We start from the raw sequence: 17649 nt of genomic DNA, 5'->3' as shown, positions 1-17649 counted from the left end.
CGCACGTTACCGCCCCGGGCTGGCGGACGCTCCCCACCCGGCGGTGCTCAGGCGGTGCCCTCAGCGCCACCCGGCGTGCCGGAGTTGTTCGGCGATCTCGCGGACCCGGGCCATGGTCATCCCGGTCCGCTGCTCGACGGCGAGCGGGTGGTTGGTCGGCTCCAGCTCGATGAATGGCTTCTCGCCCACCGGCCGGGTGTGCACGTGCGTCTTCAACTCGATGGTGCTGACCTCGTAGGCGGGCAGTTCGGTGGAGAGCCAGCCGAAGTACGGGGGCTCCGACTCCCGCCCCGGCGTCTCCCACAGCTCGGTGGTGCGGGCGAAGTTGGCCGGGCTGAGCGACACCCATACTCCCCAGGCGAACGTGCCGTCGGCGTCGAGCAGGGGGATCTCGATATTGCCCTGGACGAAGAAGTGCTCCCCGCGGATGACGCAGAGGTCGGAGGTCAACTCGCTCCGGCCCTCCTCGGCCAGCTCCTCCGACCAGAAGGCCGGCGCCTCGGTCCGGTACGACAGCGGCAGCTCGTCGTGCCGCTGACCGCAGGTCCCGCAGGTGTAGCCCGAGATGTCACGCATCGGGCGACCGTAGTCGATCACCCCTGCCGCTGTCCCGCGCGGAGTGCGTCCCGGGCCGCCATCAGCGCGAACCCCAGCAGGTGGAGCCCCGCCACCGGTCGGGATCCGTGCGGGGCGGCGGCATGCCGGACAGTCTCTCCCCGCCCACCGACAGTCCGCGTGGGGTTTCACGCCGCCGGGAAACCCGTGGCCGGCCGGGCGGTCCGCTCGCTAACCTGCCGCCCACATCGGAACGAGGTGAGTGGAATGGCGGGGACGATCACGCTGTGGCGGCCGACCGGGGCGCGGGAGCTGGCGCTGGTCGCGGCGTCCGGCTGGACGGCGTGGCCGCCGCGCCTGCCGGATCAGCCGATCTTCTACCCGGTGCTCAACGAGGCGTACGCCGTCATGATCGCCCGGGACTGGAACGTGCCCGCCTCCGGCGCCGGCTACGTCACCCGGTTCGAGGTCGAGCGCGACTTCGCCGCCCGCTACCCGGCCCGGCAGGTGGGCGGCCGGGACATCCTGGAGCTCTGGGTGCCCGCCGAGGAGTTGGCCGAGTTCAACCGGCACATCGTCGGCCGGATCGAGGTCGTGCGCTCCTTCCCGGACGCTACGAACTGACCGTCGGGCCGGGCCGCGGGGTGGACGCGGCCCGGCCCGGCGGTCGTCAGGCGGCCGGTGCGCCGGTGTACGCGGCCGTGGTCCGGTCGGCGGCGGCCCGCGCCTGCTCCGGGTCGGTGCCGGCGGCGACGCTGGCCTCGCGCCAGGCCTCGCTGCTCGCCGTCATGAACCGGCGCCCGTCCGCCGAGCCGATCCAGGCGGCGGCGTCCTCGGGCGTGACGCCGCTGCCGTCGGCGGCCAGGTGGGAGGCGAGGCCGAGCAGGCCCGAGTCCCAGCCGACGCCGACCGCGCCGGGGCCGAACTCGGCCCACCGCTCGTCGTCGACGTGCGCGACGTGCTCGAGGGTGAACAGGGTCCGACCGTCGTCCTCCGGGGTGAGCCGGACCTCGATCCAGCTCACCTCGTCGCCGTACTCCCAGGTGGCGGCGAAGCTCTGCGGCGGGTCGCAGCGCTCGATGGTGCCGCCGGCGTTGCCCTCGAACTGGTAGCGGCCGTGCAGGCGCAGGTCACCCGAGACGGGCAGGAACCAGCGGGGGATGCGTTCGGCGTTGGTGCAGGCGTCCCAGAGGTCTTCCAGCGACGCGTCGTAGGTCTGGCTGATGGTGAGCACGCGGGCCTCGCCGGCTTCGAGCGTGCGGTTGCCCACGGTGCGGCGTACGGAGCTGATCTGGTGGGTGGTGTCGATCATCGGGCACTCCTGTCGTCGGTCGACTCGGTGTGCGATCGCCGTTCGCGCCGGCCCCGGGCCAGCTCGGTGGCCAGGGCGTCCAGGGCCGGGGTCCAGAACCGGCGGAAGCCGGCCAGCCACTCGTCGACCTCGCGCAGCGGGGCCGGGTCGACCGCGTAGAGGCGGCGGGCGCCCTGCGGGCGCACGGTGGCGAAGCCGTTGTCTCGCAGCACCCGTAGGTGCTGCGAGACGGCCGGCTGGGAGATGCCGAACTCCTCCTGGATCACCGCGCAGACACCGCCGGCGGTCAGCTCGCCCTGGGCGAGCAGTTCCAGGATGCGGCGGCGCACCGGATCGCCGAGGACGTCGAAGGCGTGCACGAACCCTTTGTATCAGCCGCCGCTTATATAAGCAATCAGCCCAGCCGAGCCGCTACGGCAGAGCGCAGCTCGGGCAGCCGGCCGTGCAGCAGCCCCGGGCACTGGGTGCTGTTGAAGTCCTTGTGGCCGTAGATCTCGGTCGCCGGGATGGCGTACTGCTGGCAGGTGAAGGCGCAGAAGACCACCAGGCTGTCCCAGAGCGCCTGTGGCGGCTGCACGTCGAGGTAGATGCCCTCGTTCTCGATCCCGATGGCCTGGCTGTTCTGCCCGACGCAGTGCGCCCCCTGCACCATGGTCTGCCCGTGCAGCAGCCCGTAGAGGCTGCCGTGCCGGCCCTCGGTCAGGAACCCGCCCCGGCTGTTGGTGAAGTGCTGCCCGGAGTCGAGCCAGCCGTTGGTGTCCATGTGCAGGTCCTGGATGTCGCGGGAGTTCGCGTACGCGTGGGCCAGGCTGTAGTCGGTCGAGTTCGGGAACGCCGTGTGATGGATGATGATCTTGTTGGGGCGGTTCTGCACCACGGTCACCGCCGAGGACGGCGGGCGGGCGCCCCAGGTCGCGCAGTTGGCGATGGTGGGCTGGTCGATCCGGGTGGCGGCGGCCCGGGCGACGTCACGGTCGCCGGCCGGCAGCAGGGCGGCGGCGCCGGCGGTCGCGCCGAGCAGGACCGCGCCGCGCAGCACGTCACGCCGGGAGACGGGTACGGACATGGTGGCCTCCTGGTGGGCTCGGGCGGGAACCGGCGGCGGGCTGGACGGCCCGCCGCCGGCGGGGATCAGCAGGGCCCGTTGCAGGCCAGCACCCGGAGCCGGTCCAGGGTGCCGTTCCAGACGTTCTGGTCGCCGGGGAAGATGCCCGACGACGCCCACTGCCAGAAGGAGTACGTCGACCAGCCGGCCGGCAGGGTGCCGACGGTGCTGGAGTACCGGGCGATCCAGAGTGGGTTGTTCGCGGCGAACTGCGAGGTGTTGCCGGTGCAGGTGGTCCACCAGTCGGTGGTGGTGTAGATCGTCGCCCAGCGCCCGGTGCGGCTGTAGTACTGGTTGACGAAGGACGCGATCCAGCTGCGCATCGCACTCTGGCTCAGCCCGTAGCAGGTCGAGCCGTACGGGTTGTACTCGATGTCGAGCGCGCCGGGCAGGGTCTTGCCGTCCTTCGACCAGCCGCCGCCGTGGTCGACGAAGTAGTTGGCCTGGGTCGCGCCGCTGGTGGTGTCGGGGCGGGCGAAGTGGTACGACCCGCGGATCATCCCGACGTTGTAGGAGCCGTTGTACTGCTGGGCGAAGTACGGGTTGGTGTAGTAGGTGCCCTCGGTGGCCTTGACGTACGCGAACCGGGCGCCGTTGCTCCAGGCGGCGGACCAGTTGACGTTGCCCTGATGGCTGGAGACGTCCATGCCGGGTAGCCCGGCCGGGGCGGCGCTGGCGGGGGTCGCGCCGAGGGTGGCGGCGGCGACCAGGGTCGCGCTGGCCAGTAACGCGGCCGCGACCGTACGCAGACGGTTCATCTTTCCTCCCGGGGGGGTGGCCGCCTCGTGGGCGGCGGGAGCGACGAAGGGAACTGTCACGTATTAGGTCACGGACGGCGATAGTTTTCAATAGATGAAGTCAAGATTATCTATGGAAGCGGTCAGGCGTGCGCCAGCACCTCGGCCGCGGCCCGCTCCCCGGCACGCACGGCGCCCTCCAGATAGCCGGCCCAGCGGGTCGCGGTCTCGGTGCCGGCCCAGTGCAGCCGACCCACCGGCCGGCGCAGCTCCGGCCCGTAGTCGAGCCACGAGCCGGGGGTCAACGCCCCGCAGAAGCAGCCCCGGGTCCACTCGTCGGCCGACCAGTCGTACTCGACCAGCTCGTCCGGCTCGGCGGCGGCCGGGCCGACGATCGCCACCAGGGCGTCCAGCCAGGCGGCCCGCCGCTAGGCCGGCGACATCCGGCGCAGCGCGCGGGCCTGCTCGCCGTAGCTGAACGCGGCCAGCACCCCGCGCCCCGAGTCGGGGGTGCCGTTGTCGACCGTCTCGGTCACCGGCCCCTCGGCCGCGGCGCCGACGGGAAGGTGACCAGGCCGTGCTCGGCCACCAGTGCGGCCATCCGGTCCTGGGTGGGGCCGATCCACTGGGCGCCCAGGTCCAGCTGGGTGCCCTCGGCGAGCTACCGGGTGAGCACCCGCCCGCCGACCCGGTCCCGCGCCTCCAGCACCCGTACCTGCGCGCCGGCCCCGGCGAGCGCCCGCGCGGCGGCGAGACCGGAGAACCCCCGCGCCGATCACCACGACCCGCACGCCGCGCGGATACCCCGGTCCCGACCGGCTACGCCTGGCCCTCCGGGCATGGATCGGCGTCAACCCGGTCGGGGTGTCGATCGGGGCCCTCGCCGATCGTGTGGAAGGTGGAGGATCCACCAGAAGGGGTGAGTGCCATGACGCAGTACCTGATCAGCATGTACCAGCCCGAGGGCGGGCGGCCCGACCCGGAGTTCCTGGCCGGGGTGATGCGCGAGCTCGGGGTGCTCCGCGACGAGCTGGTGGCGAGCGGTTCCTGGGTCTTCGGGCAGGGACTGCACGACCCGTCCACCGCCACCGTGCTCCGCCCGCAGGGCGACGACGTGCTGGTCACCGACGGCCCGTTCGTCGAGGGCAAGGAGTACCTGGGCGGCTTCATGATCATCCGCGCCGCCGATCTGGACGCCGCCCTGGAGTGGGGCCGGCGCTACGCGGTCGCCACCACCCTGCCGGTCGAGGTACGCCCCTTCCAGGGCGAGGGGTGACGCTCGACGTCGAGTCGGTGTTCCGCGCGGAGTACGGCCGCGCGGTCGCCGTGCTGGTCCGCCTCCTCGGCGACATCGACCTCGCCGAGGAGGCCGTCCAGGAGGCCTTCACCGAGGCGGTGCGGCGCTGGCCGGAGACTGGCCCGCCGCCCAGCCCGGCGGCCTGGATCATCACCACCGCTCGGCGCCGGGCCATCGACCGGCTGCGCCGGGAGGCGTCCCGCAACGACCGGCAGGCCCAGGCCGCCCTGCTGTACGCCCGGGACGCCCCGGCCGAGGAGGGACCCGTGCGCGACGACCGGCTCCGACTGATCTTCACCTGCTGCCACCCGGCGCTCGCCCCGGCCACCCGGGTCCCGCTCACCCTGCGCCTGCTCGGCGGGCTGAGCACCGCCGAGATCGCCCGCGCCTTCCTGGTCCCCGAGGCCACCATGGCGCAGCGGCTGGTCCGGGCCAAGGCCAAGATCCGGCACGCCGGCATCCCGTACCGGGTGCCCGGCGACGCCGACCTGCCGGACCGGCTGCGCGCCGTCCTCGCCGTGCTCTATCTGGTCTTCAACGAGGGGCACACCGCCAGCGCGGGGGAGCGCCCGGTCCGCGAGGACCTCTGCGTCGAGGCCGTCCGGCTGGCCCGGCTGCTGGTCGCGTTGATGCCCGACGAGCCGGAGGCGCTCGGACTGCTCGCCCTGATGCTGCTCACCGAGGCCCGCCGCCCCGCCCGGGTCGCCGCCGACGGCACCCTGCGCCCGCTCGCCGAGCAGGATCGCGGCTCGTGGGACCGCGCGCTCGTCGCCGAAGGGCAGGCGCTGGTGCGCCGCTGCCTGCGCCGGGACCGACCGGGCCCGTACCAGATCCAGGCCGCGATCCAGGCCGTGCACAGCGACGCGCCGACCGCCGCCGACACCGACTGGGGCCAGGTCCTCCAGCTGTACGACCAGCTCCAGGCGGTCGCCCCGGGCCCGGTGGTGGCGCTCAACCGGGCGGTGGCGCTGGCCGAGGTACGCGGCCCGGCCGCCGCCCTCGCCGCCGTCGACGAGCTCGACCTCGCCGGCTACCACGTCTACCACGCCGTCCGCGCCGACCTGCTGCGCCGCCTGGGCCGCGCGGCGGAGGCGGCCCTCGCGTACGACGCGGCGATCACCCGCACCGGCAACGAAGCCGAGCGGGCATACCTACGCGACCGCCGCGCGTCAGTCTCGCCTTGATCGTTTACTGTTCCGCCGGCGGCGTTGGGGGTGGTGCCGCGGTGGACACTCGAGCGTGCGGCGGGCGACGCTCAGCTGATCCGGGTGCTGCCGGAGGTCTACGTCGACACCCGCCTCGCCCGGCCGGATCTGGGCGGCGGCACACCGCTGCTCGCGCTCGCGATTCTTGCCGGTCGCCGCGCGGCCACTCCATGATCGGCTGAGCCTGAACCACTCGACACGCCGCCGAGAGTGCGGCCCACGCTCAAACGATCGAGGGCGGCGGTCCCGGCGCGGCCGAGCGCGTCGGGCGGTCACCGAGGACGCGGGCGCCGCTCAGTCGCGCAGGGTGCGCAGGATGCGGGTGAGCTGCTCCCGGTCGGTGGGGGAGAGGTGGCCGAAGAACCGGGTCGCCTCGGCGTCCCGGGCGGTCCGGATGGCCGCGCCCACCCGGGTGCCCTCCTCGGTCGGCGCGACCAGGGTCGCGCGCCGGTCGGCCGGGTCGGGGTGGCGCGCGACGAGCCCGCGTTCCTCCAGGCCGTCGACCACCTCGGTGGCCGAGCGCGGGGCGATGTGCAGGTGCTCGGCGAGCGCGCTGAGTCGCATCGCGCCGTGCCGGGTGAGCACCCCGAGCGCGCGGGCGTGCCCGGGGTTGACCTCCCACGGGCCGAGGGTCTGCCGGGACTGGTGGCGCAGCCGGCGGGCCACGGCCCAGAAGAGCTCGGCCAGGCTCTCCTCGTGCGGTTCGGCGTCCTCGGCGGTCACCGGAATACGGTAGCAGGGATTCCTGTTGTTCCCTCATGATGAGGTAACCTCAGCAATATCGCCCCCTGACAGGAAGAGGCATTCCTTGGACACCACCCCCACCCGCCGGGAGGGCCGCGGCGGCGCCCCCCGGACGATCAGCGCCGCCGAGAAGGCCCAGGCCCGAGACGTGTCGCTGCGCCGCATCGGCCGGCTCTTCACCGCGTACCGCGGGCAGTTGACCACCGTGGTCGCGATCATCGTGGTCTCGTCGGTGATCGCGATGGCCTCGCCGTTCCTGCTGCGTGCCGTGATCGACCGCGCGCTGCCGGAGCGCGATCTGACCCTGCTGGCCTGGCTGGTCGGCGGCATGGTCGCCGTCGCCGCGGTGACCGCCGTGCTCGGCGTGGTCCAGACCTGGATCTCCACCCGGGTCGGCCAGCAGGTCATGCACCGGCTGCGCACCGACGTCTTCACCCACCTGCACCGGCAGTCGATCGCGTTCTTCACCCGCACCCGCACCGGCGAGGTGCAGTCCCGGATCACCAACGACATCGGCGGCATGCAGACCGTCGTCACCTCCACCGCCACCTCGATCGCGTCGAACCTGACCACCGTGGTCGCCACGCTGGTCGCGATGGTGGCGCTCTCCTGGCGGCTCACCCTGGTCTCCCTGGTGGTGCTGCCCCCGGCCATCTGGCTGACCCGACGGGTCGCCGCGCTGCGCCGGGAGATCACCGCGCAACGGCAGCGCGAGCTGGCCGACCTCAACGTCACCATCGAGGAGGGGCTGTCGATCAGCGGCGTGCAGCTCAGCAAGACCCTCGGCGCCGGCGCCGCGCTCACCGAGCGGTTCACCGACTCCTCGGCCCGCCTGGTCGACCTGGAACTCCGCTCCGAACTCGCCGGACGCTGGCGGATGGCCTCGATGAGCGTCATCTTCGCCGCCATCCCGGCGGTCATCTACCTCGGCGCCGGGCTGCCCGGCACCGCCGGCACGCTCAGCATCGGCACCCTGGTCGCCTTCACCGCACTCCAGGGTGGGCTGTTCCGGCCGCTGATGGGGCTGCTCAACGTCGGCGTCTCGCTCACCGCCTCGCTGGCGCTCTTCGCCCGCATCTTCGAGTACCTCGACCTCCCGGTCGAGGTGGACGACCCCGCCCACCCGGTCGAGATCGACCCGGCGCGGGTCCGCGGCCACCTGCGGATCTCCGACGTCACCTTCAGCTACCCGGGCAGCGACACCGCCGCCGTCGCCGGCGTCAGCCTCGACGTGCCGGCCGGCACCAGCCTGGCCCTGGTCGGCGAGACCGGCTCCGGCAAGAGCACCCTGGCCGCCCTGGTCAGCCGGCTGCACGACCCGGGCAGCGGCCGGATCACCATCGACGGCATCGACCTGCGCGACCTGCGGCTGACCGACCTGGCCGCCGTCGTGGGCGTGGTCAGCCAGGAGACCTACCTGCTGCACACCACCGTCCGGGAGAACCTGCGCTACGCCCGACCGGACGCCACCGACGCCGAGATCGAGGCCGCGGCCCGCGCCGCGCAGATCCACGACCTCATCGCCGGCCTGCCCGACGGGTACGACACGATGGTCGGCTCCCGGGGCCACCGCTTCTCCGGCGGGGAGAAACAGCGCCTGGCCATCGCCCGTACGCTGCTGCGCGACCCGCGCATCCTGGTGCTGGACGAGGCGACCAGCGCGCTGGACACCGAGACCGAACGCGCCGTCCAGCGGGCCTTCGACGCCCTGTCGCGGGGGCGCACCGTGCTCACCATCGCGCACCGGCTCTCCACCGTCCGCGACGCCGACCAGATCGCCGTGCTCGACCACGGCCGGATCGTCGAGTCCGGCACCCACCGGAGCCTGCTGGCGCGCGAAGGCCGGTACGCCGCCCTGGCCGCCTGACGGTGCGGCCCGGCGGTCGCCGCCCTGACCGGGCGGTGGCTCAGGCGCGGCCGGTGAGGGCGGTCGCCGGACGGGGTACCGACGCCAGCGGCGACAGCGTGAACCAGCGGGGCGTCGCCCGGCGCAGCGCCTCCGGGCCGCGCAGTTCCACCGCGCCGCGGCGCAGCTTGTCGGCCCAGGTGGCGTCGCCGCGCCAGACCTCCACCAGGGCGCGCAGGCTGGCGTGCACGCTGACCGCCGGTGGGAAGCCGGGGTCGTCGTCGCAGACGTCCGCCTCGGTCGGGGTGAGCACCATCCACCAGTCGCGCCGACCCGTCCGTACGTCGGTGAAGTGGAAGTGGACCACCGTGCGCCCGGCGGGCAGCTCCGCGTGGTCGACGTTGCGGTGCATGTCCCACAGCAGCAGCTTCGGGTCGAGGTCCGCGTCGCCGATCTCGCCGACCCAGCGGACCCCCCACCCGCCGAGCGCCTCGACGATCGGTCGCAGCTCCCGGCCGGCGGCGGTCAGCACGTAGCGCACCTCCGCACCGTCGGTCTCCCGGCGCACGATGCCGGCGACGGCCAGCTCGTGCAGCCGCCGGGACAGCAGCGCGGGGGAGAGCCGTGGCAGCCCACGACGCAGCTCGTTGAAACGTTCGCTGCCGCTGACCAGCTCGCGGACGATCAGCATCGTCCACCGTCCGTCCAGCAGCTCCATCGCCTTGGCGACGGGGCAGAACTGGTGATACGACGACCCCATGAGCGAAGGCTAGTGGCCGTCGGGTACCCGTCCCAGTACAGATCGTGTACTAGTCGCGTCGGGTTCCCGTCCCTAGCGTCTCTGCCATGAGCAGGACGAACGGGAGGCGAACGAGATGACGACATCCACCGACGCGACGGCGGACGAGGCCCTCAAGGCCCGGCACCGCGCGATGTGGGCACTGGGGAACTACCCGGCGGTGGCGACCGGGGTGATCGCCGAGCTGGGGCCGCTCCTGGTCGAGGCGTGTGGAGTCCGCCCCGGCGACCGGGTGCTGGACGTCGCCGCAGGATCGGGGAACGCGGCGATACCGGCGGCGCTGGCCGGAGCCCGGGTGACGGCGAGCGACCTGACCCCGGAACTGCTCGAGGTGGGCCGGCGGCTGGCCGCCGAGCAGGGCGCGGAGCTGGCGTGGCAGCAGGCTGACGCCGAGGCGCTGCCGTTCGCCGACGGCGAGTTCGACAGCGTGCTCTCCTGCGTCGGGGTCATGTTCGCCCCGCACCACCGGGCCGCCGCGGACGAACTGGTCCGGGTCTGCCGCCCGGGCGGCACGGTGGGCCTGCTCAGCTGGACCCCACAGGGGTTCATCGGACAGATGCTCGGCACGCTGCGGCCGTACGTGGCGCCGCCGCCCGGCGCGCAGCCTCCGCCGTTGTGGGGCGACGAGCAGCACGTCCGTGCCCTGCTCGGGGACCGGGTCACCAACGTGGTCGCCCGACGGCAGGTGCTGCGGGTCGAGGCGTTCGCCACCCCCGAGGAGTTTCGGGACTTCTTCAAGCGCAACTACGGGCCCACCGTGGCCGCGTACCGGGGCATCGCCGACGACCCGGACCGGACCAGGGCGCTCGACCACGACCTCGCCGATCTCGCCCGCCGCAACGACCTCGGCAGCGGCGCGACGGTCCTGGAATGGGAGTACCTGCTGCTCACCGCCCACCGCGCCGGATGACATGCGGGGCCGAACCGAAAATCCTGATCTGCGACACGTGAGTTGCAGGTGTGCTGTCGATAGAGTGGCGCGGTGCAGAGTGGAGTGCAGGCGCAGGTGCCGGTGCTGTACGTCGCGGACGCCGACGCCGCCCGAGCTTTCTACCAGCTCTTCGGCTACACCGAGACCCGCACCGGGGGCGACGGGGAGTCCCGCTGGTCGTACCTGCAGTGCGGCGAGCTGACCCTGTTGCTGGCCGCGGTCACCCCGCGCCTGGTCACCGTCGAGCTGCCCCTGCTGATCTACCTGTACGTCGAGGACCTGGAGCCGACCATCCAGCGGCTGACCGGGGCCGGGTACGCCGTGGAACGCGCCGGCAACCCCGAGCACGCCCCCGGCGGCGAGTGCCGGGTCACCGACCCGGACGGCAACACCGTGCTTTTCGGGCAGCGCCGGGTCGTACCCGGACAGTCGCGGGGCGCGCAGCCCGGCGGCGAGGCGCGGTTCTCGCTGATCCGGGAGGCCGCCGAGGCGGTCAGCCGGCGCGGCGGCGCGCCGGCCCGCTGCCAGATCGGCGGCCCGCGCGGCGAACCCTGCCCCGAGCCGGCCGAGGTGAAGCTCGCCGACTCGTGGGGCGACACCGTGTGGGGGTGCATGGCGCACGCCGACGAGACGCTGCTGACCGCGCGGGGCGCGTTCCTGGCCAGCGAGGACGGGACGGGGCTGGGGCCGTTCCTGCAGGCCCGGCAGACGCAGCCGGAGCGGGCCGCGCAGAGCTGAGCCCTGCCCGGGCAGCGGCCATACCACCCTCCTGCTCCTGAAGACCGGATGGCAGGATGATCTTGCGTGGGCGCGATCTGTTCGGCTGCGCAGGTCAGGCGGGAGGAGTGGATCCGGTGTCGAAGGGTGCGCAGGGCGTGGTAACCGTCCTCGGAGTATTGCTGGCGCTGTTCCTGGCGCCGGTCATCGGGGCGGTCTGGGGACTGTGGGTGGTCGCCACCTGGCTGCTGCGCCGGGGCGGGGAAGAGGCGCCGTCGGCTGGTAAGGCGGTCGGAGCCGCGTGCGTCGCCCTGGCCTCCGTCGCGTTCGGTGCGGCCGTCTACCCGTCGGTCTTCGCCGAACGGGACCCGATCTCCGCGTCGTCCGTGTCGGCGGTGGCCTCGCCGGCCCCTCCCACGCCGTCGGTGACGTCGTCCCCCTTCGTCCTTCCCACCGTGCCGGATGCGGTGGGAAGCGCCCCCTACGCCGCCACCGGGCTGATCAAGGCCGCGGGCCTACGGTGGACCATGCAGGACGCCTCACCCCTCGCCCGCGACATGTACGTCCAGAAGAACTGGACCGTCGTCGCGACGGAGCCGCCCGCCGGGGCACCCGTCGCGCCGCACAGCGAGGTGACGATCCTGGTGCTGAAGAACGAGGAAGCGGCCTGGTTCGCCGCGCACCCGACGATGCCCCGCCTGCCGAAGGGCAAGCCGACCGACACGCTGACAGAGCGCGGCGGGATCCTCGCCGGGATGAACGAACTCGTACTGGTCCGCTACGACCGGACCGCGACACCGAAGGACGCGAGCGAACCCCACGACGAGTATTCGATCGACGGTTGGGAACCGGCCGAGGAGACCAAGGCCCGGGCCGGGCTGAAGATGGCATACGAGTACAGCTCGCTCGTGGTGGGCAGCGTGCCACCGGCGGGCCAGGACCTGCGGATCGGCCGGATGATCGTCGTGACGGTGAAGGACAAGCCACCGACCAGGACCCGTTCCGGCGACGACGGTGGACGTCTCCCCACGGTGCCGCGGGACGGTGACGACGGCGACGTCAACGTGCCGGGGTGGCTCTGCCCGACCCGGTTCTGCTGACACGGCCCACTACGGAATGTCGTTGGCATCCGTGGCGGCGTGCCGACGGCGTCCCGGCGAGCTGATCGTCCCGGCGAGCTGATCGGGCCGGCGGCGCCGATACCGACTCGAGCCGTCAGGTGGTCGTACCGCGGCCGTACTCTCTCGCACGTGTCACGCGACCGTGGCCGGGAGGGGCAGACGTGACGGAGCAGCGTGGGTACTGGCGGGAAGACGGCGAACCGATCAGCGCCCGGGAAGCGTGGGACATCTGGGCATGCCACGCCTATCCCCTTCTGATCGATGTCGCCCGGACATACCACGCGACCATCACCTACGGCGAACTTCGAGACAGGCTCTTTGCTGCCTCCGCTATCCGGACGTCCGCGCTTCTGCAGAACTGGATCGGAGAGGTCCTCAACCGGGTGATCCGCGAAGCGCGACGTCGTGGTGACCCCCCGCTGTCCGCGCTCGTCGTTCGACTCGAGGACGGCATGGTAGGCGGCGGGTACGAGGAGGTACTCAGGGTCACCGGCGAACCAGCGCCGGAGAACGAGATGGCGCGGGAGGAGCACGCTGCCGTCTCCCGACTGGCCTGCTACCGCAAATTCGGCGCGGCGCTGCCGGCGGGTGGCGGCATGCCAGCACTGGCGTCGAGGCTTCAGGCAGTTGTCCAGCGTCGTCGCGCGCAGGCCCCGCAGCCTCCCCGGCCCGTCTGCCCGACCTGCTTTGTTCAGCTTCCGATGAGCGGCACGTGTGACTCCTGCTGAGCTGGGCCTAGGATCTTCCGCAGGCAGGGGGGCCGGTGGACGACGATCACGCCGTCGCAGTTCGCCCACGAGCGGGAGGCGCTGGCGCACGTCCAGGCGCTGCTGCCGGACACCGAGCCCTTCCGGGCCTGGTCGAACTTCACCTTCATCGCCCAGACCGGTCACCCCTACGAGGTGGACCTGCTGGTCGCCGGCCCGGGTGGGCCCTACCTCATCGAGATCAAGAGTCTGAACGGACGGCTGGTCTCCAGCGGCTCCAACTGGATCCTGCACGGGCCGAGCGGCACCCGCACCTTTGACAACCCGCTGCACCTCGCGGACATGAAGGCCAAGAAGCTCAAGTCGCTGCTCCAGGTCGCCGCCGCCCGCCGCGCGGGCAAGCCGGTCAGGATCCCCTTCGTGGAGGCGGCGGTGTTCCTCTCCAAGCCGGGGCTGCAGGTCGAGCTCTCCGACCACCATCTGCACGGCATCTACGGCCCCGAGCCGGCGCCCGGCCATCAGCCGGGCAAGCCTTGTTCCTTGGCCAGGCGCACCAGCTCGGCCGCGACGGCTGCCTCCGCTGACGGCTACGGCTTCTTCTTCCTCGCGGTCACGCCGTCCAGTGTCGTCATCACGGCACCTTCCTCACCAGGCACGAAGCCCGGCGGGTCAGGCCGGAAACACCCTTAAATCCACAGGCCCACAGGGCCTAACGAGGTGGGGCCGCGCGGCGGTCGATAGATTCGTCCATTGTGGTCACCTGATACGTCGTCGTCAATGCTTAGCCCGTGTGAGCCACCTCGCTTCGTAAAGATCTGGCCACCGTCCGTGTTCTTTGGTTCTCTGGCAGCCGATGCCTAGGGAGACGATCACCGATGTGACGGGAGGCTGCGCCGAGTGAGCGAACCGGTTCCGGGATCCGTTGTAGGGGACGTGCATAGCACGCTCGGTCGGCCGTTGTTCAATCCAGTGTTGAAGGTGTGGGTCGGGGAGGGAAAGCTCGATTACGAGGTCTATCTGAGGACCTCCGATCTGCTGCGGTTGCAGACCCCGAGGTCTGAGCTCGTCAGCCCGGACGAGCTGATGTTCCAGGTCGTCCACCAGGCGCAGGAGCTGTGGTTGAAGCTGCTCGCGCACGAGTTGGCCGAGATGGTCGGTGATCTCGATGGCGATGGTATGTGGGAGGTATCGGCCCGGCTGGACCGTGCCGGGCGGATCATCCGATGCCTGGCCGATGAGCTTCGTGTCCTGGAGACGCTGACGCCGGACACGTACCAGGTGATTCGGCGGCATCTCGGTAATGGCAGCGGGCAGGAGTCCCCGGGCTACAACGCGGTGCGGGTGGCGGCTTCGTACGTCGCTGAGGCGTTGGACCGGCTGCTGGCGCGGCGCGCCGTTACGCTCGCCGAGATCTACGTCCCTGGCGGCAGCCCGGAACTGAAGCGAGTCTGCGAGCTGCTGGTTGATCTCGACGAGGGCTACCAGACGTGGCTGTTCGCCCATTACATGCTCGTGCGCCGGACAATCGGGGTGGGCCGCGACGTCGAGGCGCTGGATGGTGTGCCGACCCAGGTCCTCGTGGGACGGATGACTCAGCCACTGTTCCGATCGTTGTGGGCGGTGCGTAATCAGCTCACCGTCGGGTGGCGAGGCGAGGGCGGCTTCGCGCCGGGTACGGATCGCGGCGACGTCCGGGTATCGGCATGACGACGCGATTGCGTGCCCACTTCCCTGTCCTCGAGGGTTGCGTCTACCTGAACAGCAACTCCACCGGCGCCGTGCCGCGCGCGACGGAAGCTGTTCTTGGGCGGTATTGGCAGACACTCTGCGCCTGGCGAGATGACGTGTGGGAGGGGTGGCTCAGCGAACTGCAGTCGTACGCTGACGCTGTGGCCGCGTTCATCGGCGGGCCGCCCGGTAGTGTCGTCACCGACGCCAACGTGAGCACCCTGCTGGGGCGGATAGCTTCCTGCTTCGACTACCGCCCGCCCCGGAACCGGATCGTCACGACACACCTGGAGTTTCCGACGGTGCCCTTTATCTGGCGCGCGTTCGGCCGGTACGGCGCTGAACTCGATGTCGTGGGCCGCGGTGGTCCCGGTTTCGACGAGGATGCCCTGCAGCGGCGGATCGACGAACGGACCCTCCTGGTATGCGTACCGCACGCCAGCTACGCCACCGGCGCCATGATCGACCTCCCCCGTCTGGTCAAACGCGCGCACGATGTCGGTGCGCTGGTCGTCGTCGACGCCTTCCAGACCATCGGCACGGTCCCGTTCGACGTGGCAGCGCTCGACGTCGATTTCGCCCTCGGCGGCGCGCACAAATGGATGTGCGGCGTCGGGACCGCCTTCCTCTACGTCCGACCGCAACTGCTGCCCACCCTGCGACCGGCGGCGACGGGATGGCTGGCCGGCGACAATCCGCTGACCTTCCTGCCCGCCACGGGCTGGGCCGAGGACGCCCGCCGCTTCGCCGGCGGAACGCCCTTCCCGCTCACCGCCCTGATCTCCCGGGTCGGCCTTGATCTGCTGGCCGGCGTCGGCATCGACGCGATCCGCGAGCACTCCTTGCGATGCACCGAGCGAATACTGCTACGGGCCGACGCCGCCGGCATCAGGGTGCTCAGCCCCACCACGCCCGAGCACCGCGGCGGCGTCGTCTGCCTCGACATCCCCGACGGCGAGACCGTCAAGCGGCGCCTCGCCGCGCGGCGGATGATCTGCAGTTGGCGAGGGAATCTGCGGGTAGCCCCGCACATCTACAACACCCTCGACGAAATCGACGCCTTCATGGATACGCTCGAACAGGAGTTGGAGCAGATCGGCCGATGACCGGAAGCCAGCTCTCCCCCCGGGCACTGATGAGCCTCCTGGCCAACGGCTCCAAGGCCATGGACGTCCTGGAAACCGCCCTGACCATCGGGTTGCTCGACGCGCTGGAGCCGGGCCCGGTACGGCTCGCGCACCTCAGCACCCGTTTCGATCTGCGACCCGGCCGGCTCTACAAGCTCCTCGACTGCCTGGAGAGCCTCGGGTTCGTGTTCCGTGACGAATACACCGATGACATCAACGACGCCGAGTACCGGGCGGTTTACGGGCTCAAAGCCGCTGCTGTCGAGGTTGTCGGGCCGGACGCGATCGAACGGGACCGGGACAAGTATCCGTGGCGGCAGCTGCACGGCCGGCTCGATGAAGCGCTCCGCGGTCGAGTCGGCATTACCGAGGACGACTTCGCCTGGCCGCCGAAGACGGAAGCCCAGATCGCGGAGTTCGAAGAGAGTATGGCGGCCGGACTGGGCCCGATCATCGAGACGTTCCACACCCATGCGCAGCGGCTGTGGTCCGACCACCGCCGGCTGCTGGACGTAGGAGGCGGCGACGGCACACTCGCCACGCATCTGCTCACCGATGTCCCCGACCTGACCGTTGACGTCTACAACCTGCCCGCCGTCCGGCCGCTGGTCGAGCAAGCCCGGGTACGCTCGGGTCACGGCCCTCGGCTCGGCTTCGTCGGCGGAGACTTCCTCGCCGAGCCGTTGCCCCAGGGTTACGACAGCCTCGGATTCGTCCGCGTCCTGCACGACTGGCCCGCCCCCACCGCTCGCCGCCTGGTCGAGAACGCCTACAACGCGCTGCCACGCCACGGCCGCCTGCTCATCTGTGAAGAGTTCCGAACGCCCGAACGGCTCGCGACACAGTTCTTCTGGTCCTACTTCCTCATCGGCGTCGACACCTGCTCCAGTCGCCTGCGCGACATCACCTTCTACACGAATCTGTTGCAGCGGGTCGGCTTCCACGACATCGAGGTACTGCCCGGCCGGTTCGAGCTGATCACGGCCGCCAAACCCTGATGCCGATTTGCGGGACCGATGAGTCGCCATCGCGGCCCGCGCTCCCGAAACGTCCAGCCCCGCGACCTGCGGGACCATCACGGCCGCAGCCGGCCGGCAGCAGCCCGGTGCAAAGCCCGGGTCGGGGGAGCAGGTCGGGGCACCACGGTGCGCTGATCGGCATCGGACGGCCCTCAACTGCACCCATCCCCGCCCGGGTCTTCGTTTCGCCGGTCAGAGTCGGTGCGGCGTCCTGGGAGGACGAAGCGGTCCTTGGGGCCGGGGCACGGTGGAGGCCGGCGAGCTGGACGTACACCTCGCGCTTCGCGGTGGTCCGGCCAGCGCGGTTGATGACGTAGCCGGTCAGCCAGACCCAGCCGGCATACGTCGGCCGGTCGCAGACTGACACGACGCGGAACGCCCGGCACGGTCACCGGCGAACTGCACCGAGGCCCGGCCGTGCGGGGCTGCGTGCTGGGGCTGATGCTCGGTGACGCGCTCCGCGCGACGGGCGGCAGTCCGGCCGTCGCCCCACCGACCGCGGTGTCCTTCGCGTCCCGCCGCAGGATCGTGTCGGCGACGACGTAGCCGATGGCGGGGCTTGGGGAGTCGGTTGCAGGGCCATCTCGCCTCATTCCTGTGTGACCAGTGGCGGCATTGCTGGACCTGCCCAGGATGCGTGCCGCCGGCGGCCCCGCTCGTCTTCGTACGTGCCCACCTTCGCTTTGGGCCTCCGGCTGC

The 17649-nt window shown here is 71.6% G+C and carries 20 protein-coding genes and 1 pseudogene; 12 read left to right on the top strand and 9 right to left on the bottom strand.

What is annotated here, in order from left to right:
- Positions 1-60: 60 nt before the first annotated feature.
- The gene (locus AC5RWQ_RS06610; protein ID WP_494281837.1) at positions 61-576 is read right to left on the bottom strand and encodes a DUF2199 domain-containing protein; all 516 of its coding nucleotides are present in this window, start codon (positions 574-576) and stop codon (positions 61-63) included.
- A gap of 246 nt (positions 577-822) precedes the next feature.
- Between AC5RWQ_RS06610 and AC5RWQ_RS06605 the strand changes: the two genes are divergently transcribed.
- Positions 823-1179 carry an ADP-ribosylation/crystallin J1 gene (locus tag AC5RWQ_RS06605; protein WP_494281836.1) on the top strand — a complete coding sequence of 119 codons (357 nt, stop codon included), beginning with the start codon at positions 823-825 and terminating at the stop codon, positions 1177-1179.
- Between the two features lie 46 nt (positions 1180-1225).
- On the opposite strand, the gene AC5RWQ_RS06600 is transcribed toward AC5RWQ_RS06605, so the two are convergent.
- The 6 genes and pseudogenes from AC5RWQ_RS06600 to AC5RWQ_RS06575 form a co-directional block, all read right to left on the bottom strand.
- On the bottom strand, positions 1226-1867 hold the full coding sequence (locus tag AC5RWQ_RS06600; RefSeq protein WP_494281835.1) for an SRPBCC family protein: 642 nt from the start codon (positions 1865-1867) through the stop codon (positions 1226-1228).
- Complete coding sequence (locus AC5RWQ_RS06595) at positions 1864-2226, bottom strand: ArsR/SmtB family transcription factor (protein ID WP_494281834.1); 363 nt, start codon at positions 2224-2226, stop codon at positions 1864-1866. The genes AC5RWQ_RS06600 and AC5RWQ_RS06595 overlap by 4 nt, the downstream gene beginning before the upstream one ends.
- A gap of 35 nt (positions 2227-2261) precedes the next feature.
- A complete protein-coding gene (locus AC5RWQ_RS06590; protein WP_494281833.1) occupies positions 2262-2933 on the bottom strand; it encodes a peptidoglycan recognition protein family protein in 672 nt (223 codons plus the stop codon).
- Between the two features lie 65 nt (positions 2934-2998).
- On the bottom strand, positions 2999-3730 hold the full coding sequence (locus tag AC5RWQ_RS06585) for a lysozyme (RefSeq protein WP_494281832.1): 732 nt from the start codon (positions 3728-3730) through the stop codon (positions 2999-3001).
- Between the two features lie 122 nt (positions 3731-3852).
- Entirely contained in the window at positions 3853-4122 is a 270-nt protein-coding gene (locus AC5RWQ_RS06580) for a flavin monoamine oxidase family protein (protein ID WP_494282031.1), read from the bottom strand.
- A gap of 248 nt (positions 4123-4370) precedes the next feature.
- Positions 4371-4430: pseudogene (locus AC5RWQ_RS06575) on the bottom strand (FAD-dependent oxidoreductase); the annotation flags it as partial.
- Positions 4431-4637: 207 nt separating this feature from the next.
- Here AC5RWQ_RS06575 and AC5RWQ_RS06570 point away from each other — a divergent pair.
- Complete coding sequence (locus AC5RWQ_RS06570) at positions 4638-4985, top strand: YciI family protein (RefSeq protein WP_494281831.1); 348 nt, start codon at positions 4638-4640, stop codon at positions 4983-4985.
- Complete coding sequence (locus AC5RWQ_RS06565; protein ID WP_494281830.1) at positions 4982-6190, top strand: RNA polymerase sigma factor; 1209 nt, start codon at positions 4982-4984, stop codon at positions 6188-6190. Before AC5RWQ_RS06570 ends, AC5RWQ_RS06565 begins: the two co-directional genes overlap by 4 nt.
- Before the next feature lie 315 nt (positions 6191-6505).
- On the opposite strand, the gene AC5RWQ_RS06560 is transcribed toward AC5RWQ_RS06565, so the two are convergent.
- A complete protein-coding gene (locus tag AC5RWQ_RS06560) occupies positions 6506-6934 on the bottom strand; it encodes a MarR family winged helix-turn-helix transcriptional regulator (RefSeq protein ID WP_334483322.1) in 429 nt (142 codons plus the stop codon).
- A 136-nt stretch (positions 6935-7070) separates the two neighbouring features.
- Between AC5RWQ_RS06560 and AC5RWQ_RS06555 the strand changes: the two genes are divergently transcribed.
- A complete protein-coding gene (locus AC5RWQ_RS06555) occupies positions 7071-8822 on the top strand; it encodes an ABC transporter ATP-binding protein (RefSeq protein ID WP_494282030.1) in 1752 nt (583 codons plus the stop codon).
- A 40-nt stretch (positions 8823-8862) separates the two neighbouring features.
- Here the strand turns inward: AC5RWQ_RS06555 and AC5RWQ_RS06550 are convergent, their stop codons facing one another.
- Positions 8863-9561, bottom strand: a complete 699-nt coding sequence (locus AC5RWQ_RS06550; protein ID WP_494281829.1) for a winged helix-turn-helix transcriptional regulator — start codon at positions 9559-9561, stop codon at positions 8863-8865.
- 115 nt (positions 9562-9676) lie between these two features.
- Here AC5RWQ_RS06550 and AC5RWQ_RS06545 point away from each other — a divergent pair, with 115 nt between their 5' ends.
- From AC5RWQ_RS06545 to AC5RWQ_RS06510, 8 genes are all read left to right on the top strand, one after another.
- Complete coding sequence (locus AC5RWQ_RS06545; protein WP_494281828.1) at positions 9677-10510, top strand: class I SAM-dependent methyltransferase; 834 nt, start codon at positions 9677-9679, stop codon at positions 10508-10510.
- 72 nt (positions 10511-10582) lie between these two features.
- Positions 10583-11269, top strand: coding sequence for a VOC family protein (locus AC5RWQ_RS06540; RefSeq protein WP_494281827.1), 687 nt, complete (start codon positions 10583-10585; stop codon positions 11267-11269).
- A gap of 116 nt (positions 11270-11385) precedes the next feature.
- Positions 11386-12348, top strand: coding sequence for a PASTA domain-containing protein (locus AC5RWQ_RS06535; protein ID WP_494281826.1), 963 nt, complete (start codon positions 11386-11388; stop codon positions 12346-12348).
- A 182-nt stretch (positions 12349-12530) separates the two neighbouring features.
- Positions 12531-13097, top strand: a complete 567-nt coding sequence (locus tag AC5RWQ_RS06530; protein ID WP_494281825.1) for a hypothetical protein — start codon at positions 12531-12533, stop codon at positions 13095-13097.
- 12 nt (positions 13098-13109) lie between these two features.
- Positions 13110-13766, top strand: coding sequence for an NERD domain-containing protein (locus AC5RWQ_RS06525; protein ID WP_494282029.1), 657 nt, complete (start codon positions 13110-13112; stop codon positions 13764-13766).
- 288 nt (positions 13767-14054) lie between these two features.
- Positions 14055-14783 carry a tryptophan 2,3-dioxygenase family protein gene (locus AC5RWQ_RS06520; protein ID WP_494282028.1) on the top strand — a complete coding sequence of 243 codons (729 nt, stop codon included), beginning with the start codon at positions 14055-14057 and terminating at the stop codon, positions 14781-14783.
- Between the two features lie 182 nt (positions 14784-14965).
- Positions 14966-15910, top strand: a complete 945-nt coding sequence (locus tag AC5RWQ_RS06515) for an aminotransferase class V-fold PLP-dependent enzyme (protein WP_494281824.1) — start codon at positions 14966-14968, stop codon at positions 15908-15910.
- Complete coding sequence (locus AC5RWQ_RS06510) at positions 15907-16929, top strand: methyltransferase (protein WP_494281823.1); 1023 nt, start codon at positions 15907-15909, stop codon at positions 16927-16929. The genes AC5RWQ_RS06515 and AC5RWQ_RS06510 overlap by 4 nt, the downstream gene beginning before the upstream one ends.
- Positions 16930-17649: the final 720 nt, after the last annotated feature.

This window comes from Micromonospora sp. BS32 (genome assembly GCF_059089345.1).
Note: the sequence above shows the minus strand (reverse complement) of the source record. Positions and strands in the feature narration are given on the sequence as shown.

What these genes read in the sequence shown, in the direction of transcription:
- AC5RWQ_RS06545 (WP_494281828.1), top strand. Translation starts at nt 9,677, where the DNA reads ATGACGACATCCACCGACGCGACGGCGGACGAGGCCCTCAAGGCCCGG.
- AC5RWQ_RS06550 (WP_494281829.1), bottom strand. Translation starts at nt 9,561, where the DNA reads ATGGGGTCGTCGTATCACCAGTTCTGCCCCGTCGCCAAGGCGATGGAG.
- AC5RWQ_RS06570 (WP_494281831.1), top strand. Translation starts at nt 4,638, where the DNA reads ATGACGCAGTACCTGATCAGCATGTACCAGCCCGAGGGCGGGCGGCCC.
- AC5RWQ_RS06610 (WP_494281837.1), bottom strand. Translation starts at nt 576, where the DNA reads ATGCGTGACATCTCGGGCTACACCTGCGGGACCTGCGGTCAGCGGCAC.
- AC5RWQ_RS06590 (WP_494281833.1), bottom strand. Translation starts at nt 2,933, where the DNA reads ATGTCCGTACCCGTCTCCCGGCGTGACGTGCTGCGCGGCGCGGTCCTG.
- AC5RWQ_RS06585 (WP_494281832.1), bottom strand. Translation starts at nt 3,730, where the DNA reads ATGAACCGTCTGCGTACGGTCGCGGCCGCGTTACTGGCCAGCGCGACC.
- AC5RWQ_RS06605 (WP_494281836.1), top strand. Translation starts at nt 823, where the DNA reads ATGGCGGGGACGATCACGCTGTGGCGGCCGACCGGGGCGCGGGAGCTG.
- AC5RWQ_RS06600 (WP_494281835.1), bottom strand. Translation starts at nt 1,867, where the DNA reads ATGATCGACACCACCCACCAGATCAGCTCCGTACGCCGCACCGTGGGC.
- AC5RWQ_RS06510 (WP_494281823.1), top strand. Translation starts at nt 15,907, where the DNA reads ATGACCGGAAGCCAGCTCTCCCCCCGGGCACTGATGAGCCTCCTGGCC.